Source organism: Allobosea sp. P4_E12, from assembly GCF_056401655.1.
In genome coordinates, this window is sequence record NZ_JBFUIY010000024.1 from 1 (window position 1) to 16,706 (window position 16,706).

11 protein-coding genes and 2 pseudogenes are annotated in these 16,706 nt (G+C 65.2%); 5 read left to right on the top strand and 8 right to left on the bottom strand.

Annotated features, from left to right (window positions below):
* The 5 genes and pseudogenes from AC1DW9_RS25525 to AC1DW9_RS25545 form a co-directional block, all read right to left on the bottom strand.
* A pseudogene (locus tag AC1DW9_RS25525) lies at positions 1-205 on the bottom strand (hypothetical protein); the annotation flags it as partial.
* Positions 206-471: 266 nt separating this feature from the next.
* Positions 472-909, bottom strand: coding sequence for a cupin domain-containing protein (locus tag AC1DW9_RS25530; RefSeq protein ID WP_476776873.1), 438 nt, complete (start codon positions 907-909; stop codon positions 472-474).
* A 62-nt stretch (positions 910-971) separates the two neighbouring features.
* Positions 972-2,057, bottom strand: a complete 1,086-nt coding sequence (locus AC1DW9_RS25535) for an isocitrate/isopropylmalate dehydrogenase family protein (protein ID WP_476776874.1) — start codon at positions 2,055-2,057, stop codon at positions 972-974.
* A gap of 68 nt (positions 2,058-2,125) precedes the next feature.
* Complete coding sequence (locus AC1DW9_RS25540; protein WP_476776875.1) at positions 2,126-3,631, bottom strand: serine hydrolase domain-containing protein; 1,506 nt, start codon at positions 3,629-3,631, stop codon at positions 2,126-2,128.
* A gap of 131 nt (positions 3,632-3,762) precedes the next feature.
* Entirely contained in the window at positions 3,763-5,313 is a 1,551-nt protein-coding gene (locus AC1DW9_RS25545; RefSeq protein WP_476776876.1) for an ABC transporter substrate-binding protein, read from the bottom strand.
* 430 nt (positions 5,314-5,743) lie between these two features.
* Here AC1DW9_RS25545 and AC1DW9_RS25550 point away from each other — a divergent pair, with 430 nt between their 5' ends.
* Positions 5,744-6,643, top strand: coding sequence for a GntR family transcriptional regulator (locus AC1DW9_RS25550; RefSeq protein ID WP_476776877.1), 900 nt, complete (start codon positions 5,744-5,746; stop codon positions 6,641-6,643).
* 217 nt (positions 6,644-6,860) lie between these two features.
* On the opposite strand, the gene AC1DW9_RS25555 is transcribed toward AC1DW9_RS25550, so the two are convergent.
* Positions 6,861-7,496, bottom strand: coding sequence for an SGNH/GDSL hydrolase family protein (locus tag AC1DW9_RS25555; protein ID WP_476776878.1), 636 nt, complete (start codon positions 7,494-7,496; stop codon positions 6,861-6,863).
* Between the two features lie 524 nt (positions 7,497-8,020).
* Here AC1DW9_RS25555 and AC1DW9_RS25560 point away from each other — a divergent pair.
* From AC1DW9_RS25560 to AC1DW9_RS25570, 3 genes and pseudogenes are all read left to right on the top strand, one after another.
* The gene (locus AC1DW9_RS25560; RefSeq protein ID WP_441506815.1) at positions 8,021-8,341 is read left to right on the top strand and encodes a hypothetical protein; all 321 of its coding nucleotides are present in this window, start codon (positions 8,021-8,023) and stop codon (positions 8,339-8,341) included.
* Positions 8,342-9,576: 1,235 nt separating this feature from the next.
* A pseudogene (locus tag AC1DW9_RS25565) lies at positions 9,577-10,425 on the top strand (autotransporter family protein); the annotation flags it as partial.
* 584 nt (positions 10,426-11,009) lie between these two features.
* Complete coding sequence (locus tag AC1DW9_RS25570; RefSeq protein ID WP_476776894.1) at positions 11,010-11,192, top strand: autotransporter outer membrane beta-barrel domain-containing protein; 183 nt, start codon at positions 11,010-11,012, stop codon at positions 11,190-11,192.
* Positions 11,193-11,354: 162 nt separating this feature from the next.
* Here AC1DW9_RS25570 and AC1DW9_RS25575 read toward each other — a convergent pair whose 3' ends face one another.
* Positions 11,355-12,980 (bottom strand): MFS transporter, encoded by a 1,626-nt coding sequence (locus AC1DW9_RS25575; protein ID WP_441506818.1) that lies wholly within the window; start codon positions 12,978-12,980, stop codon positions 11,355-11,357.
* 518 nt (positions 12,981-13,498) lie between these two features.
* Between AC1DW9_RS25575 and AC1DW9_RS25580 the strand changes: the two genes are divergently transcribed.
* Positions 13,499-13,939: an HD domain-containing protein gene (locus tag AC1DW9_RS25580; RefSeq protein WP_441506819.1), complete on the top strand. Its 441-nt coding sequence runs from the start codon at positions 13,499-13,501 to the stop codon at positions 13,937-13,939.
* Between the two features lie 163 nt (positions 13,940-14,102).
* Here AC1DW9_RS25580 and AC1DW9_RS25585 read toward each other — a convergent pair whose 3' ends face one another.
* Positions 14,103-16,505: a multicopper oxidase family protein gene (locus AC1DW9_RS25585; RefSeq protein ID WP_476776879.1), complete on the bottom strand. Its 2,403-nt coding sequence runs from the start codon at positions 16,503-16,505 to the stop codon at positions 14,103-14,105.
* Positions 16,506-16,706 lie beyond the last annotated feature (201 nt).

The following is a 16,706-nucleotide window of genomic DNA, read 5'->3' on the forward strand; positions in this document are numbered from 1 at the left end:
TATGCGGCCCGACATTGAAGTTGAAGTTGTTCTGGAAGGGCAGGCTGATCATGTCGGCAACGGGGTTCTGCGCCGCCTTGGCCAGATCGGCCGTGCTTTTCCCAGGTTCCTCCTGCGCGACCGCGAAAGAGCTCGCCAAGCCGATTGAGATGGCGAGCGCGAACCTCAGTGCCAATCGCCCGCAGCCATCGCGCCGTGCAGACATGAGATGCTCCGTCTGAAGTCCAGACCGCCTGCAGCCAGTGGAACAGAGTTCAGTCCGGGACGCTAGACCACGCGACACCTGGCAAACGTAAAGTTGAGCCTCCGTTGTTTGCGGGACACATCTGCGCGAAGATTGTGCCGCATCTCCAATCGCCGCAACATAAGCGATTGCCCTCCAGGAACCTCTGCCAAGACCGGGGCAGCCCCCCTCCCTTCGGTTCAGGGCTCAGTCCCGATCACCTTCAGCCGGCTGGGTACGCTCCCTGCTCAGGTCGCCACGGGCGCCAGGTGCTCCTCGTCTATCGAGCGGGTATCGCCTGTCTCGACCAGCGTTCGCGTTGCGTCGATCGAGGCATAGATCCAGAGGATCTTCATACCCTCGGTCGCCGAGACGTTGCGAAACCGATGCGGCAGATCGGCGGGGATGAAGGTGATGTCGCCTGCCGTGATCGGGTACTCGACACCGTCGATTTCGGCGATGGCCTCGCCTTCCAGCAGCATGACGCTCTCTTCGCAATTGTGGCTGTGCAGCGGGATCGCAGCCCCCGGCTCGAAGATGGTGATGCCATTGATGAAGCTGGTCGAGCCCGTGCGACGCGTGACGAGCGGGATCGTTTTGGCCCCACCCCCGCGCTGGCGCGCCGGGATCTCGGACGGACGAAGAACGGCGGGCCTGGCGCGAGCCGTATCCGGATTAGTCGACATGCGATCTCACCTGATGAATTGGGTTCAGGATCGGACGGGCCCGATCCAAGCGGCGTTCGGCTTCAGGCCGCGACACGTCCCGAAAGTTGCCGGCGCAATTCCGCGGTCACAGCCTCCGCGAAGGCATCCGTGCCCAATGTGCCGCCGATATCGCGGGTGCGCGTCGCTGGATCGTCGAGGACGATATCGACGGCGCGTTCGATCGCGCCCGCGGCCGCGATCAGCCTGGCATTGGCGTCGCGCCGGCCTCGCCAGTCCAGCAGCATCGCAGCCGAGAGAATGAGAGAGGTCGGGTTCGCCAGGTTCTGCCCTGCGATATCGGGCCCGGATCCGTGCTGGGCCTGCGCGACGCAGATGTCATGGCCGGTATTGATCGAGCCGCCGAGACCGAGGCTGCCGGACAGCTCGGACGCCTCGTCGGAGAGGATGTCTCCGAACATGTTGGTCGTCACGATCACGTCGAAGCGATCCGGCGAGCGGATGAGGAGCGCTGCCGTCGCGTCGACGATCAGTTCCTCCAGCTCCACATCTGGAAAATCCTCAGCGACCTTGCGGACCTCGCGCAGGAACAGGCCATCCGACAGCTTGACGACATTGGCCTTGTGGACGGCGGTGACCTTGCGGCGGCGGCCACGCGCCAGCTCGAAGGCGGCGCGCGCGATGCGGGCCGAGGATCTCGCCGTGATCTTGCGGATCGACAACGCCATGTGGGGATCGGGCATGAACTCGCCGCCGCCGGCGAACATGTTGCGGTCCGAGTAGAATCCCTCGGTGTTCTCGCGCACGATGACCAGGTCCATCGGCTTGCGCAGGATACTCAGGCCCGCGCGCGACCGGCAGGGGCGCAGATTGGCGAAGAGCTCGAAGACGACGCGCAGCTCGGCAGAGGGATTGATGCCGCCCTTGTCGCGGGCCGGATATTCGTAATGCGAAACCGGGCCGAGGATGACACCGTCGACCTCGGGAATCCGGGTCATGACGTCCTGCGGCAAGGTCGTGCCCTGCGCCCTCAGGCTGGCGAGGCCGATCTCGCGGGTCTCGATATCGAGCCCGAGCGCCAGCGCCGCATCGGCAACGTCGAGTACCGCAAGGGTGGCGGTGGTGATCTCGGGTCCGATGCCGTCACCGGGAAGAACGAGGATTTTCATCGTGAACCTGTGGGGGTGTGTTCATCGCCGCGCGATCCGCCCCCGGGTGGTGCCCCCGGGGGCTCGTCTCAGGCTGCTGCCCGCGACAGCGCACCGTTCAACGTCGGGTGCTTCGTCAGGCCGGCATTGACGTTGACGCTGCGGTCGAGCTCGACCGTGTCGCCCTCGATGCGGAGGATGACGGTGTCGCAGAACACGGTCTCGACATAGCGCCACGTCATGACGAAGGTCGCCTCGTCGCGCCAGACGCCGCTTGCGATCACCCGCATGAGGTCCGGCTGGTAGGCGTGATGCAGGTCCTGCCCGCTCATCGTCGTCTGGCCTTCGATGCCATGCCCGAGGCCGAGCGTGATCTTGTGCGTGCCGCGGTGGTCGACGAGACGGAATTCGCAGTGCCCTGCCGCGAAGCTCAGCGACGCTTCCGATACGTGGTTGGCATTCGGCGCGAAGCGAATGGTGCGGCCGCTGATCTCGGACGCGCGAGGGCTCTGCAGCGCTCCCGCCTCGACCGGCATCGCCAGCGTCGCCAGGCGTGACGAAAGGGCCGCGTCGGCTGCCGCGGAGCCCGGCTGCGTCAGGGCCGGGAACAGCTCCGCCCAGACCGTGCTCAGAAGCCGCTTCTCGCTCAGCGGAAGGGCCGCGGTGATCGTGATCGCGGCGCGTTGCTCGGGCAACAGGATGTAATATTGCCCGAAGACGCCGGCGGCGCGGGTGCCGCCATGGGGCGTCATCCACCACTGGTAGCCATAGCCCGGGCGGATATCGGGCACGCCAGCGGGATCGGCCGGGCGATAGCGCTTGCCGTCGAACGACATCATCTCGAATTCGCCGACATGATTGTGCCGTGTCGCCCGGACCCAATCGGCCGGGATCACCTGCTGGCCGTTCCACATGCCGTCCTGGAGATGCAGGACGGAGAACTTCATCATGTCCTCAGCGGAGCAGCTCAGCCCGTTCCCGCCGGTGCCGATGCCTTCCGGCGAGACATCCCAGCTGATCTCCCCCATGCCGAGCGGGCGGAACAGGCGCGGTTCCAGATAGTCGCTGACGGTCTGCCCGGTCAGCTTCGTGACGATGGCCGACAGCATGTAGCTGGAGCCGCTGCTGTAGACGAAGCGCGTGCCGGGGCGTTCGACGACCGGCTCGTTCAGAAACGCCTCGATCCAGCTTCCGGTGAGGTAGCGCCATTCGCCGCCGGAGAGGCCGGTGCGGTGGCCCGTGCGCATGGTCAGCAGGTCCTTGACCGTCATCGCTGCGAGGTTCGGGCTGATTTCGGCCGGCAGATGCTCGGGGAAGAAATCGACGACCTTGTCGTCGAGGTCGAGCAGCCCATCGGCATGGACGAAGCCGACCGCGACGGCCGTCCAGCTCTTCGTGGCGGAATGCTGCATATGCGGGCGGTCGGGACCGAACGGCTTCCAGAAAGCCTCGGCAACGACGGCATCGTCCTTGAAGACCATGAAGCTGTGCAGTTCGAGGCCGGCGAGCTGCACAGCGTCGAGAAAGCGCGTGATCCCGGCAGCGTCGACATCGCGCGATGAAGGCGTCGCCCGCGGCAGTCGTGTCAAAGTCATGGTCCAATCCTGTTCAGCGGAAAGAGCGTCAGGGGCGGTGCGCCCGGCATCCGCGCCTGACGAGAGAGTTTGGGGATGAGCTTCGGCACCGGCGCCGGCCTGTCGGCCATCATGGCGGTGCCCGGCATGGGCTACCTGGCGATGGAGACACCCCAGGCTCGCGGTTGCCCCATGGCCCAGCTCCTGTACCCGGAGACATAGGAGCGGGCAGCGCTGGTCCGGACCTCCGAGTAGAGCACGATCATCGGAACATCCTCGCGAAACATCACCTCGAGCCTGTCGATGATCGCCTGACGCTGCGCCGGGTCGGCGACCTCCATGCTTTGAGCAAGGAGCTTTTGCGCCTCGGGGTTGTCCCAGGCCTTGCGGGGCTGCTCCGCCTTGGAACCGGTGAACATCTCGAAGGACAGCGACGGGTCGAGCCGCGCGGAAAAGCCGTGCGACATCAATTGATAGGACCCCGCGAGATAGCGGTCCTGCTGCGCGCCCCATTCCAGCACGTCGAGATCGATCGTGATTCCGGCCTCCCTGGCCATGGCCTGCGCGATCACCGCCTGGTCGAACATGCTCTGGTAGCGCTTGTTGGTGATCATCCTGATCGGCTGCCCCTTGTAGCCCGCCTCCGCCAGAAGTTTCCTGGCGGTGGCGAGATCGCGCGCGATCGGCTGCGCTTGGAGCTTCCGGTGATAGGCGCTCGCCGGCGGGATCGGTGAGTTGTTGGGCTTGGCCGTTCCCTCGCTGACCTGGTCGACCAGGACGGGCAGGTCGAGGGCGAGCTGCAAGGCGCGTCGGATGCGGACATCGGACAGCAGCGGATCCTTGGTCTGGATCAGGATGTCGTTGACATTCATCACCGATGCCGAGTCCAGGGCGACGTCCTTATTGGCCTTGTACTCGGCCAGATCGGCGTTCTGGACATCGAAATTGACGTCGATATTGCCCGCCAGCAGGGCTGCCTTCGCCGTCGACTCATCCGGGATGATGGCGAAGCGCAGCTTTTGGAGCGTGGTGGACTTGTTGCCGGTGAGGCCGTCCCGCGCCCCCGGCAAGGCGGAATATCTGTCGTTGCGGACCAGATCGATGAACTGGCCGCGCCGCCATTCGCCGAGCTTGAAGGGTGCCGTCGTGACAGGCGCAAGCCATTTGCCATCGGGGCCGAGCGAGCTCCTGTGGTAGATGCCGGTGCCGCCGCAATCGGGACGGGCCAGGGTCCCGAGGAAGAGCGCGGAGGGTTTTGCAAGCGTGAATGTGACGGTTCTGGCGTCCTTGGCGACGACATCCGTCACCTTCACGGCGCCGCGCCCATCGACCTCGGAGAGGCAGCGCCAGCCGGTGGCGGGATCGGTGTAGCGCTTCCAGGCGAACAGCACGTCGTCGCTGCCGACCAGCTCGCCATTGCTGAAGTGGAGATCGTCCCGCAGCACGAAGGTATAGGTCCTGCCGTCCTCGGAGACGCTGATCGATTTCGCCAGGAGCGGACCGACGCTCGCATCCTCCCTGAAGGCGACCAGCCCTTCGAAGAGATGGTTCTGGACCGCGTCGGTATTGGCATCGCGATTGACGCCCGGATCGAGCGAACGGATATCGGCGTTGAGGCGAAGGCGGAGCGGCTGCGCCTCCTGGGCATTCGCGATGCCGGCCAGGAGGCCGGAGGACAGTACCAGCAGCGTGGGCAGTCTCATCTTGATCCCCTCGTTTCTTGAGTTGGCTTCAGCTCCACGGGGCCATCGCTCCGCGGCCCATGGGCATGATCGATTCAAGGCCGCCGATCGTGCCGTCTCACTCGGGACGCCGACGGTTGCGCGCGGCACTTCCATCCTCGTTTCCGGCGAACAGACCGCGATGCGCGGCCTGGCCGGAATGCTCGGCGCGCGGATCAGGCGCCCTGCGACGCCAATGGCTGGCATCCGGATCGCCGGGTGGCCGGCGCCCTGCCCGCTGCGATCCGGCGTGCCCCCGCCGTATGGGCGGCCGCGCTGCCGCGACGGGCTGGCGATTTCATGGGGCGAGCAGTGCGAGGAAAACGGCATTGTTGCTAAGCTCTCCCCTTCAAGGGCTGCCCGGGCCCGCCGCAGCCTTGACGAGACGTATCAGAATGTTTTTTGTGATACAATGACCATTATGGACAATGAAACCAGCCGCCAGCCCACGCGCCTCCAGGAAGAGCTCGCCGGGCGCATCATGGATCTCGCCCGCGCCGACGGCGTCGCTCCGGGCGACCGCCTGAACGAGAAGACCCTGGCCGAGCGCCTGAACGTCTCCCGCTCGCCGGTGCGCGCCGCGCTTGATCTGCTGGCCACGCGCGGGCTCGTCATCCGGCGGCCGCAGCGCGGCGTCGAGCTGCTTGCCGCCCTGCCGGCGGAAGCGACCGCACCCGGCGAACGCTCCGGCGATGACGACCTGCTGGTGCGCATCGCCACCGACCGGGACAATGGCAGGCTTGGTGACGACATCTCGGAAACGGAGCTGATGCAGCGCTACGATGCCGTGCGCCCCACGGTCCGCAGGGCGCTCGACCTGCTTGCCGATCTGAAGATGGTGGAGCGCAAACCGGGCTATGGCTGGCGGTTCCTGACGCGCTGGAGCGCAGAACTACGCCGGGAGAGCTACCGGTTCAGGCTGATCATCGAGCCGGCCGCGCTTCTCGAGCCTGGATTTGCGCTCCTGCCCGGCTTTGCCGAAGAGATGCGGCGCCAGCACGATGAAAGCCTGTCCCTGCCCTGGAGCGAATCCTCCAGCGTCGCCTTCTTCGAGATGAACGCGGCATTTCACGAGGGCCTGGCCGAGGCCTCCGGCAACCGCTTCTTCCTCGAGGCCATGCGACGCCAGAACCGGCTGCGGCGTTTCTCGATCTATAACTGGAAGCACGGCTTTGATCGCGTGCGGGCCAACCACAGCGAGCACATGGAGATCCTGACGCGGCTGGAGGCAGGAGATGCGGAACTGGCCGCCGTACTGATGAGGCGCCATCTGGAGATCACCGGGAGTATGATCCTGCCCGCCCCGCAGTAAGTGTTTTTTGTCCGGAAGAAGTTAGGAGACCCCAGGAAGTCAGGCCTGCAGCCTGTTCGGCCAGCTCCTGGGAATGAGGCGCGGCCGTCAGTGCGGCACGAGAACCATTTCGTCAGAGGGCGGCATGGCGCGGTCAACCGATGCCGGATGCGAGCCTAAAGAGCCGCCCCGAGGACCGGGTCGCGGCTTCCGGGAAAGCCGCGGCACCCACGGAGGGTCAGATCATCGCAACGACGACCGGCACAAGCGCCTGGCCGATATTGCGGGTGTTCTCTGCGTCCAGGTGCACGCCGTCGATGACCGAAGCCTTGGCAACCGAGGCGGCGTCGAAGAAGCTGCAGCCGCGGCGTCGGGCAACGGCGTCATATTCCGGTGCCAGGCGCCGGGATTCCGCGATATCGCGCCCGCCGACGGGCAACCCGTCCGGTGCGCGCGAGGCAGCGAAGATCGGCGGCGACACCACCAGGATCTTGGGCGCTGCGGCGCCCCAGCCATAGGGAAAGTTCTGTGCGATCTCGATGAGCCGGTCGATTCCCGCGGCAGCCCCCGCGGCCCGCCCGCAGATATGCGGCTTGAGATCATTGGCGCCCAGCATGATGATGAGCAGATCGAGCGGATAATGGCTGCCGAGCAGCGTCGGCAGGATCCGCGCGCCATTTCGGTCAGACGGCGACATGTGATCGTCGAAACAGCTGGTTCGTCCGCCCAGCCCCTCAGTCACGACGGTTGCCGCGGACCCTAGCCCGGCCGCGAGCACATTCGGCCATCGGTCCTCGAACGCATGGCGGCCGCCGTGCAGGTGGTCCGAGCCCCAGGTGAGGCTGTCGCCGAAAGCCAGGATCGTGAAGCTCATCATTCATTCCACAGCGAAGTGCGGGGCCGCGCTGCCGCGGAGGGCTCGACTGCCCTTCCCGACCGGACGCGTTGCCGTATCCGCCGGGACGGACGCGATCAAGCCCGTCGACGATCCTTGGGCGACCGACGCAGGCAACGCCTTCCCGGAGCCTCTGGACCTGCCGAGGGCAGAGCAAGGTCGTGCTGCCCCGTGGACTCATGAAAGACGGCGTGAAACGCTGCGTCAGGCTGTGGGGAGATTGCCGTGAAGATGACTATCGTCGTGAGCAGCGTGCTCTTGGGCATGCTGGGGTTGGCCTCGACTGCGTCGGCGCAGTCAGGCGGGACGAGGCCGGAATGCAGGGGCATGAAGAATATGCGCGCCTGCAACTGTGCTCTCAACAATGGTGGCTCGATAACTGCCGATCCGCATCGCCCGGGCAAGATCAAATGGAACGCAGCGCCCCGGCGCACGCCCGCGCATATGGCCTTCATGAACTGCACGAATCGATCGGGGACATAATCGCCGGGACTTGAGGGCGCGTGACCTTCAAGAGCGTTCTTGGGTCCCTGCTGCTCTACGCACTGTTATTCTGCGCAAGCTTCAGCGCCAGCTTTGCCGGCCTCATCTGGCTCACGGGCGCGCCATGGGCCTCGCCGCTCGCCGAAGGGCACCGGATGCTGGCGGTCCTGTCGTTCATGATGGCCGGCGTTGCCACGGACCGGTTCTGGCGTGTGCTTCTGCTCGGTGCACAGGTCTGCGACCGGCGGCGGCAGTCGGGGGCCCTTCGGTTGTGCCCGGAATGGTTGAGAGCAGACATCTTCAACGGAAGGAACCCGGAGCTTCCGCCTGGCAGGTATTGACAGGATACGGGGACCGGGCGGCTGCTCAGTCGCTTTTCCGGTCGACTAGATGCTCAACCAACTTCATCATGCCCTGACTCGGCTACAAGCGGGGCGTGCATATGGGGCGATGGCTTCGAGCGACCGGAGCAAGGCGACATTCCGCTCACGGCCCTGTTTCCGCCCTTGCTTCCGGTCTCATCGGGTTCTTCGCGTCCCTGCCCGCGCAGGCACAGTGCGTACCCGATCCGCCCGGAGCCGGGGCGATCGTGACCTGCTCGGGTACGGACGCCGATGGTTTTGCGGCGCCGGCCAACACGCCCGTCACCATCACGGTCGCGCCGGGCGCAACCGTCCAGCAGGCACCAGCGACCGGTCAGGCTGTCACCTTCGGGCTGAACACGGCCGGGAACCTGCTCAACAATAACGGCTCGATCATCGCATCCGGAAGCGCTGCCACCCCCCTCACCGGCGTGGCCTTCTCGTCCGGGACCGGGGCCGGGACGAGCGTTCTCACCAATCTCGGCATCATCTCCGCGACGAATGCCGGAGCCGGCAATGCGCTCGGCATGTCCTTCTTGCAAGGCAACGCGGGCTCGACCATCCAGATCGCCAATGCCGCTGGTGCGACGATTGCCGGGACTGCGACGGGAGGCGGCGCAGGCATCGGCGTGAACCAGAGTTTTGCCGCCGGCGCGTCGGCGCGCGCGCTGGTGTTTGACAATAGCGGCATCGTTCGCGGATCGACCAACGGGATCGCGGCCGGCACCGGCGCCTCCAGCGCGGCTCAGACCATCACCATCAATAATGGCGTCGGCGGCGCGGCCGCGCAGATCCATGGCGGAACCGGCCCCGCAATCACCTTTGCCGGCAACGGGCTCAATACCGTCAACAACCTCGCCACGGGCACGATCAACGGCGATATCGTCAGCACGGGGAACGCGCCGCTCATCATCGACAATTCCGGCACCATCAATGGCAATGTCAGCCAGGGCAACGGAGCCGATACCTTCATCATGCGCGGCGGCCTGGTGAACGGCACCGTCGACCAGGGCAGCGGCCTCGGCGATGGCGTCGACCGCTTCGTGATGGCCGGCGGCACGATCAACAGCAACGTCAACCAGGGCGGCGAACTCGATTTCGCGACGGTGTCCGGCGGCGTCATCACCGGTGGGCTGAACGAAGGCGACTTCGTCACGGTCACCGGCGGCCAGATCGGCTCGATCGACATGACGCTCGCCAACAATGTGCTGACCATGTCTGGCGGGTTGATCGTCACCAACGTTCTGGCGGCCCAGAACAACGACACGCTCAACCTGTCCGGCGGGCGCATCGGCGGCTTCGTCAATTTCGGCAATGGCGACAACGTCTTCACCATCTCCGGGGGCAGCGTCGGCGGTTTCCTGCTCAGCGGCACCGGAGCCGACACGGTGAACTGGACCGGCGGCGGCGTGCTCGAAACCGGCTTCCGGCTCGGCGCGGGCAACGACGTGGCCGTCTTCACCGGCCTGACGGCTGCGAATATCGTCCCGACGGCCATCATCGATGGCGGCCCCGGCATCGATCGGCTGACCTGGAACAATACGAGCGCCACCGGCGTCGCGCGTTTGATCAACTGGGAGCTGTTCGAGCTCACCAACAACTCGCAGCTGACTTTTGCCAGCACACTGACGCTCGGCGACGCCGGAACCGGGACGGGCACGCTGTCGATCGATGCGACCAGCACTGTCTTCGCCGGGAATGGAGTGCATGCGATCGCGCCCTTCACGCCGGGCCAGCTGGTGACGGTCACCAATGCCGGCACGATCGATCTGACCAACGGCCCGGCCGCCGCAAGCGACAGCCTCACGATCATCGGGAATTATGCCGGCCAGAATGCGCGGATGCGGTTGCAGACGGTGCTGGGAGACAGCGCCTCGCCATCGGACCAGTTGATCATCTCCGGCGGCTCGGCGAGCGGGCAGACCCGAATCACGATCCTCAACCTCGGCGGAACCGGCGCTCCGACATTCGGCAGCGGCATCAAGGTGGTCGACACCCTGAACGGCGGCACGACTGCAGCTGGAGCCTTCAGCCAGGCCGGGCCGATCGCGGCCGGCGCCTTCGAATACGCGCTCTATCGCGGCGGCATCGCGGCCGGCACCGAGCAGAACTGGTATCTCCGCTCCACCCTGCCCCCACCGACAACCGTGGTGCCGCAGCCACAACTGGCTGCAGGCGCCGAGAATGCCATCCTGGCGCCGTCGCCGGGCGCGCCGACGATTGCAAGCCCGGACGGGCCGGTGGTTGCGCTCTATCGTCCGGAAGTCGCGACCAACGCGATCACGCCCGCGACCGCGCGCATGCTGGCGCTCGGTACGCTCGGCACCTTCCACGAGCGCCAGGGCGACCAGGACCTGCTGCGGGGAACCGGCATCGCCTCTGCCGGCTGGGGACGCGTCTTCGGCCAGCATCGCGAGCAGCGCTTCTCGGGCGATGTCAGTCCGGAGTTCAAGGGCAGCATCATCGGCCTGCAGACCGGCCTCGATCATTACGGCGTCGACTGGCAAAGCGGCCATCGCGACCGTTTCGGCGCCTTCTTCGGCTATGGACGGGCCGAGGGCGATGTCCGCGGCTTCGCCCTTGGGCAGCTGCGCGCCTCCACCGGCAAGCTAATCTCTGGCGCAGCTTCGGCGGCAACGACAAGACGCTGTTCGACACCAACCTCGTCACGACACAACGCGGCGCGACCGCATTCGAAATCGGCGGCGGCGTCACCGCGCAGGTCACGCAAGCCATCAGCCTCTACGCCGAGGCGAGCTATCTGACGAATGCCGATTCGAACCACAGCCGGGGCTTCGGCGGCAATGTCGGGCTGCGCGTGACATGGTAGCGGCGATCGGGCCTGACATCCGCCGCAGCCCGTGCGCCCGGCCCGGGCTTGGAGATCACTCGCACGGCGTCAGTGAAGCCGGGTTCGCCCAATGACCGTCGAAAAGCCCCGCCTGGCGAGGCGGGGCTTCCATACGTGGCGCAAAGCCCGAGTTGGTGGCCGCTACATCTTGTAGATGTCGCGATCCTTGGTCTCCGGCAGGAAGATCAGGCCGATGATGAAGGTCATCATCGCGATGATGATCGGATACCAGAGGCCCGAGAAGATGTTGCCGGTGGCCACCACGATGGCGAAGGCGGTGGGGGGCAGGAAGCCGCCGAACCAGCCATTGCCGATGTGGTAGGGCAGCGACATGCCCGTATACCGAATGCGTGTCGGGAAGAGCTCGACGAGCAGCGCGGCGATTGGCCCGTAGACCATCGTCACGAAGATAACGAGGAGGAACAGCAGGCCGACAAGAGTCAGTGCCCGGCTATCCGCGAACAGGGCTCCCAGCGACTGAACCTTCAGGATCGATGCATCGCCGGCCTTGGGGTATCCGGCGGCGTAAGCCGCATCGACGACCGCGGCGCCTGCCTTCTCGCCGGGATTGGCGACATCGGTCCCATTCACCTTGACGGCGACCGGTGCGCCGGCCGCGCCGGGCTTCAGATCATAGTGCATCGAGGTCGACGCGAGCGTGCGCCGGACGAGGTCGCAGGGCGCAGTGAAGACGCGCACGCCGACCGGGTCGAACAGCGAGCCGCAGGTTGCGGGATCGGCGGTGATGTCGATCTTCACACTCTCCGTCGCGGTCACCAGCTTCGGATTGGCGACGGTAGCGATCTTGGTGAAGAGCGGGAAATAGCTCAGCGCCGCGACCAGCAATCCAGCCAGCAGGACCGGCTTGCGGCCGATCTTGTCCGATAGGCTGCCGAAGAAGACGAAGAAGGGTGTGCCGAGCAAAAGCGCCAAGGCCAGGATCAGGTAGGTCGTGGTCGCGTCGACCTTCAGCGTCTGCGTCAGGAAGATGAGCGCATAAAATTGCCCAGCATACCAGACGACGGCCTGGCCCGCCGTACCGCCGAGGAGCGCGATGATCGCGATCCTGGCGTTGGACCAGGTGCCGAACGCCTCGGTGAGCGGGGCCTTTGACTGGCTGCCTTCTTCCTTCATGCGTTGGAAAGCCGGCGATTCAGCGAGCTGCAACCGGATCCAGATGGAGAAGCCGAGCAGGATGATCGAAAGCAGGAACGGCACACGCCATCCCCAAGCGTTGAAAGATTCGGTCGACATGCTGAAGCGCAGCCCCAGGATGACCGCCAGCGCCAGGAAGAGGCCGAAGGTTGCGGTGATCTGAATCCAGCTCGTGTAAAAACCGCGACGGCCCTGCGGGGCGTGTTCGGCGACATAGGTCGCGGCGCCGCCATACTCGCCGCCGAGCGCCAGGCCCTGTAGCAGGCGACAGATGATAAAGGCGATCGGGGCCGCGATGCCGATCGTGGCATAGCCAGGCAGGACGCCGACGAGGAAGGTCGCGAGGCCCATGATCGTCATGGTGACGAGGAAGGTGTATTTGCGGCCGATCAAATCGCCGACTCGGCCGAACACGAGCGCGCCGAACGGCCGCACGGCGAAACCGGCTGCAAAACTGAAGAGCACGAAGATGAATTTCGCCGTATCGTTGTCGCCGGGCACGAAACTGGCGGCGATGTTCGCGGCGAGCGGGATGGTGAGGTAGAAATCGTACCACTCGAAGACCGTGCCGGCCGACGAGGCGATGATGACCTTGCGTTCTTCTCTGGACATCGGTCGGGGCGCGTCAGCCGCCCCCGGTGCTTGCGCAGCCACGTTCATAACGCGATCTCCCTGCTCAATCCCCCCGCAGCCTGGTCATTCGGGCCGGATCAAACGATTGCCCGAGATCGGCACTTGCGCAATCCGGCACTTAGTCTTGCATCGTTTGTCGTACGACTAGACTCAGAATTCGTTGATTGGAGCCAGACGATGACGGTTGCGGCGAGATAGATGGCCGAGAAGAAAATGGGGGCGTATCAGTCGTAATCTATGGCGATGCGTCGCCAGTCTTTAAGCTTGGCGAAGAGGTTCGCGACCTTGTGGCGCTGGCGATAGACCCCTTGTCGTAGGAACACGGGATTTTTCGGCTTCTGCTCGATGGAATGCAGGGTTCGATGTCTCTGGCACCCGGCGCCTGGCTGGTCGGTGGGTTGAGACGGACCTCTTGGAGACGCCCTGGTGCCGATCACTTGCCACCTTCTTGCCGGGCACCTTACGGCCTAAGCTGTGGCATCGGAGGAGAGTGAACGATGGCTACCCTGGAACGAGCGATCGGTATTGCGGCAGAGGCTCACGCCGGCCAGCTCGACAAGACCGGCGCACCCTATATCGCCCATCCGATGCGGCTGATGGCGCGCTTCCTGGCAGGCGGCAACGAGGAATCGGCGATTATCGCGGCGCTGCACGATGTCGTGCAGGATTCGAAATGGACCCTCCACGACCTTCACCGCGAGGGCTTCTCCCAGGAGATCCTGTCTGCGCTCGAAGCCCTGACCCGTCGCGACGGCGAGGAATACGTGGACTATATCCGGCGCGCCGCAGCCCATCCGCTGGCGCGCTTCGTCAAGGAGGCGGATATCCGCGACAACCTGGCGGAAGAACGGATGAACAAGGTCTATGACCGCGAGAGGCTTTTCAACAAATATTCCGCGGGGTTGCGTGTGATCGCTGAGACGCCGCTCAAGCGCTAGGGCGCAGCCCGTAGAACAGCAGCCGTCACCAAGGGCGACGGCTGCCATGGCTGTCTTTGGATCGGCCCGAAAACCGCGATCCACATTTCGGGCCGATTCTTTCGTGTTGGCATCGGCTGTCCCGAAAACCGCAATCCACTTTTCGGGCCGATGCTAGGAGCCCTCAGCCAGCGCTGGCGAAGCGCGTGCTGCGCGGATCGCCCTCCGGCAAGACCTCGGGCTGCTTCCAGACCACGCCGTTCGGCGTCGGGATCGGCGTCATCGTCAGCTGGTATTGCGGCTGGCCGCGAAAATTCGGATCGCCCGGCTGCTCGCTCTGGATCTGGTAGCGCAGCAGCATCGCGAAATCCTCATGCGCCGTGTTGTGGCAGTGGCTGACATAGGCGCCACCGAACTCGCCGAAGCGCACCTGGAACTTGACCCGGCCGGAGGGCCGCAGCCGCCAGACATCCTTGCGCGCCAGCCGCTCCGTCGCCGGGATCGGCGCACCGCCGCGATCGATGGTGACGCCCTCCTCGAAATGCAGGTGGATGGGATGATCCCAGCCGCCACCGCCATTGATCAGCGTCCAATGCTCGACCTCGCCCGGCTTCGGGATCAGCATCGAAATCCGGTTGGCATTGAGCGAATGCGCGTTCTCGCCATTGATCTTGATCGTCCAGGGGAAGCTCGCGATGTCGCCGCATTCAGGGATGCACTGGCCGTCGGCGCCCCGTGAATCGCCGGTGCCGGATCGTCCGAACTCGATCACCCGCTCACGGACCGGTGCCACGATCGGGATCTGGGTCGTCAGCGTCTTCGTGCCCGTGCGCCAATCGGGATCGGCGAAATTGGCGCTGCGGTCGACATCGAGCGGGCTGCTGGCATTGTAGAGCTTGCCGGGGTTGTCGACGCTCTGAAGCTGGTTCACCACCCGGAACTCGAGGAAGGGACCAACGCACGGATCGTCGTCATCGCCCTTGAAGGCCGAGGCCATCGAGACCGGCCCCTTGGGGAGACGCCCGTCGGTCTGCTTCAGCAGGTTGACCAGATAGACGCTGTCGCCGGGCTCGAAGGCGGCGAAGTCGACGACGATGTCGAAGCGCTCCGCCACGCCCATCTCGTCGGTCTCGGTCAGGGCGATCGGGTTGACCAGCAGGTTGCCGTCATTGGCGATGAAGTAGAACGGTACATTGGTCATGCGCGCAAAGCGCCGGCCCTTGTTGACCGCCAGCGCCAGCTTCATGAACCGCGCCATCGCCGCATTCAGGATGCGGAAGCGGTAGCGCCGCGGCAGCACCTCGAAATAGGGGTAATAGGTGCCGTTGACGCAGAGCATATCGCCGAGGAAACCGTCAGTGTCGAAGATGTCGAAGCGGGCCTGGCCATTGGCGTCGAAGGCGGGGTTCGAGACCGCCAGATTCACGTCGAAATCGAGATTGCCCCATTTCAGCTGCGAGCCGCTGGGCAGCCGCAGGTTGATGCCGTCATTGAGGTCCTCGCGGCCGCGATCGGGGCCGCTATAGATATTGCACAGCCCGAAAATGCCCTTGTGCACGTTCTCGGCGGTGAAGAAGAAGCGATGGTCGTGGAACCAGAGGCTGCTCTGGATCTCGCGGAAATCGCCGGGGACCTGGACCAGGCCCTCGCGGTCATCGGGCCCCGAGCATTTGCGGGCATAGTCGCGGTCGCCGGTCGGCCAGACATTGGGCATGTCGCGCCGGGCCATCGCCATGCCCCAGTGGTAATCGTAGAAGGTGCCGGGGAAGTGATAGGCGTTGCAGGCGCCGTCACTTTCGGCGCCGTTATGGGCGTTATGGAGATGGATCGAGATCTCGTTGCGCCCAAAGCCGCCATTCTTCCTCCGGTCGACCGGCAGATCGTTATAGATCCGGGTCAGGATCGGCTCGCCATAGCGCGCCTTGATCAGGGTCGGCTGGCCGATCCCGGTGCGCAAGCCGGCGGTCCGCCCTTCCCGGCCAGGTGCGCGCGGCCCGAAGGTCCACATCGAGGTCGCCGCCTGTTCCGGCATGCCGTCGCAGAAATAGCAGCCGGCCTTGACCTGTCCGAGCGAGAGCAGATAGCCCTTCTTGGGATAGAGTTCCTCCCAGCGCTGATGCGCGAAGAACTCACCGGGCGGGCGGCCCTCGAACGGCCCCGCATTGGTGACCGGGTTGCGGTAGAGCCCACCGCCTGAACTGGTGAAATCGGTGTGGTAGGAGAAATTCTTCGCCGGCAGCTCCTGGGCGCCCGAGGCTCCGCCCCAGGCGGCATCGCCATTCGCCATGCGCGTCAGCGGCACGGGTTTCAGCACCTCCGGGCGCGGCATCAGGTCATGGAACTTGTCGACACCGAAGGTCGGGCTTCGCGGCGCGCCTGTCGGCACCTGGGCGTAGGCGCTCCTGGCGAAGGGGCTCAACCCATTCTTCGCGATCAGCAGGCCACCCGCCGTGAAATAGCCCCAGCGCAGCAAATCGCGTTTGGTGATCTCGCCGACCGACAGCGCCTTGACGATCTCGAGCCGGTTTTCGAGAGCACGCTGCGCCTCCCGCAGCCGCAAACCCTTGGTCAGACGCGGTAGATACATGCCGACCTCCCCCGATGCCGCAATTGCGGCAGAAATACCGTGCCGGTGATAGCTGGAGGGCGCCGCGAATTGTAGAGATGATGGTCGCTCAATCCGTGCGGCGAAGGTCAGACCACGAATCTATACTTACGATGGGGCCGCGACAGCGCTCTGCGCAGTCCGGCGCCATTCGGGGCGCGATGCCCGGATTCAGGGCAGGAA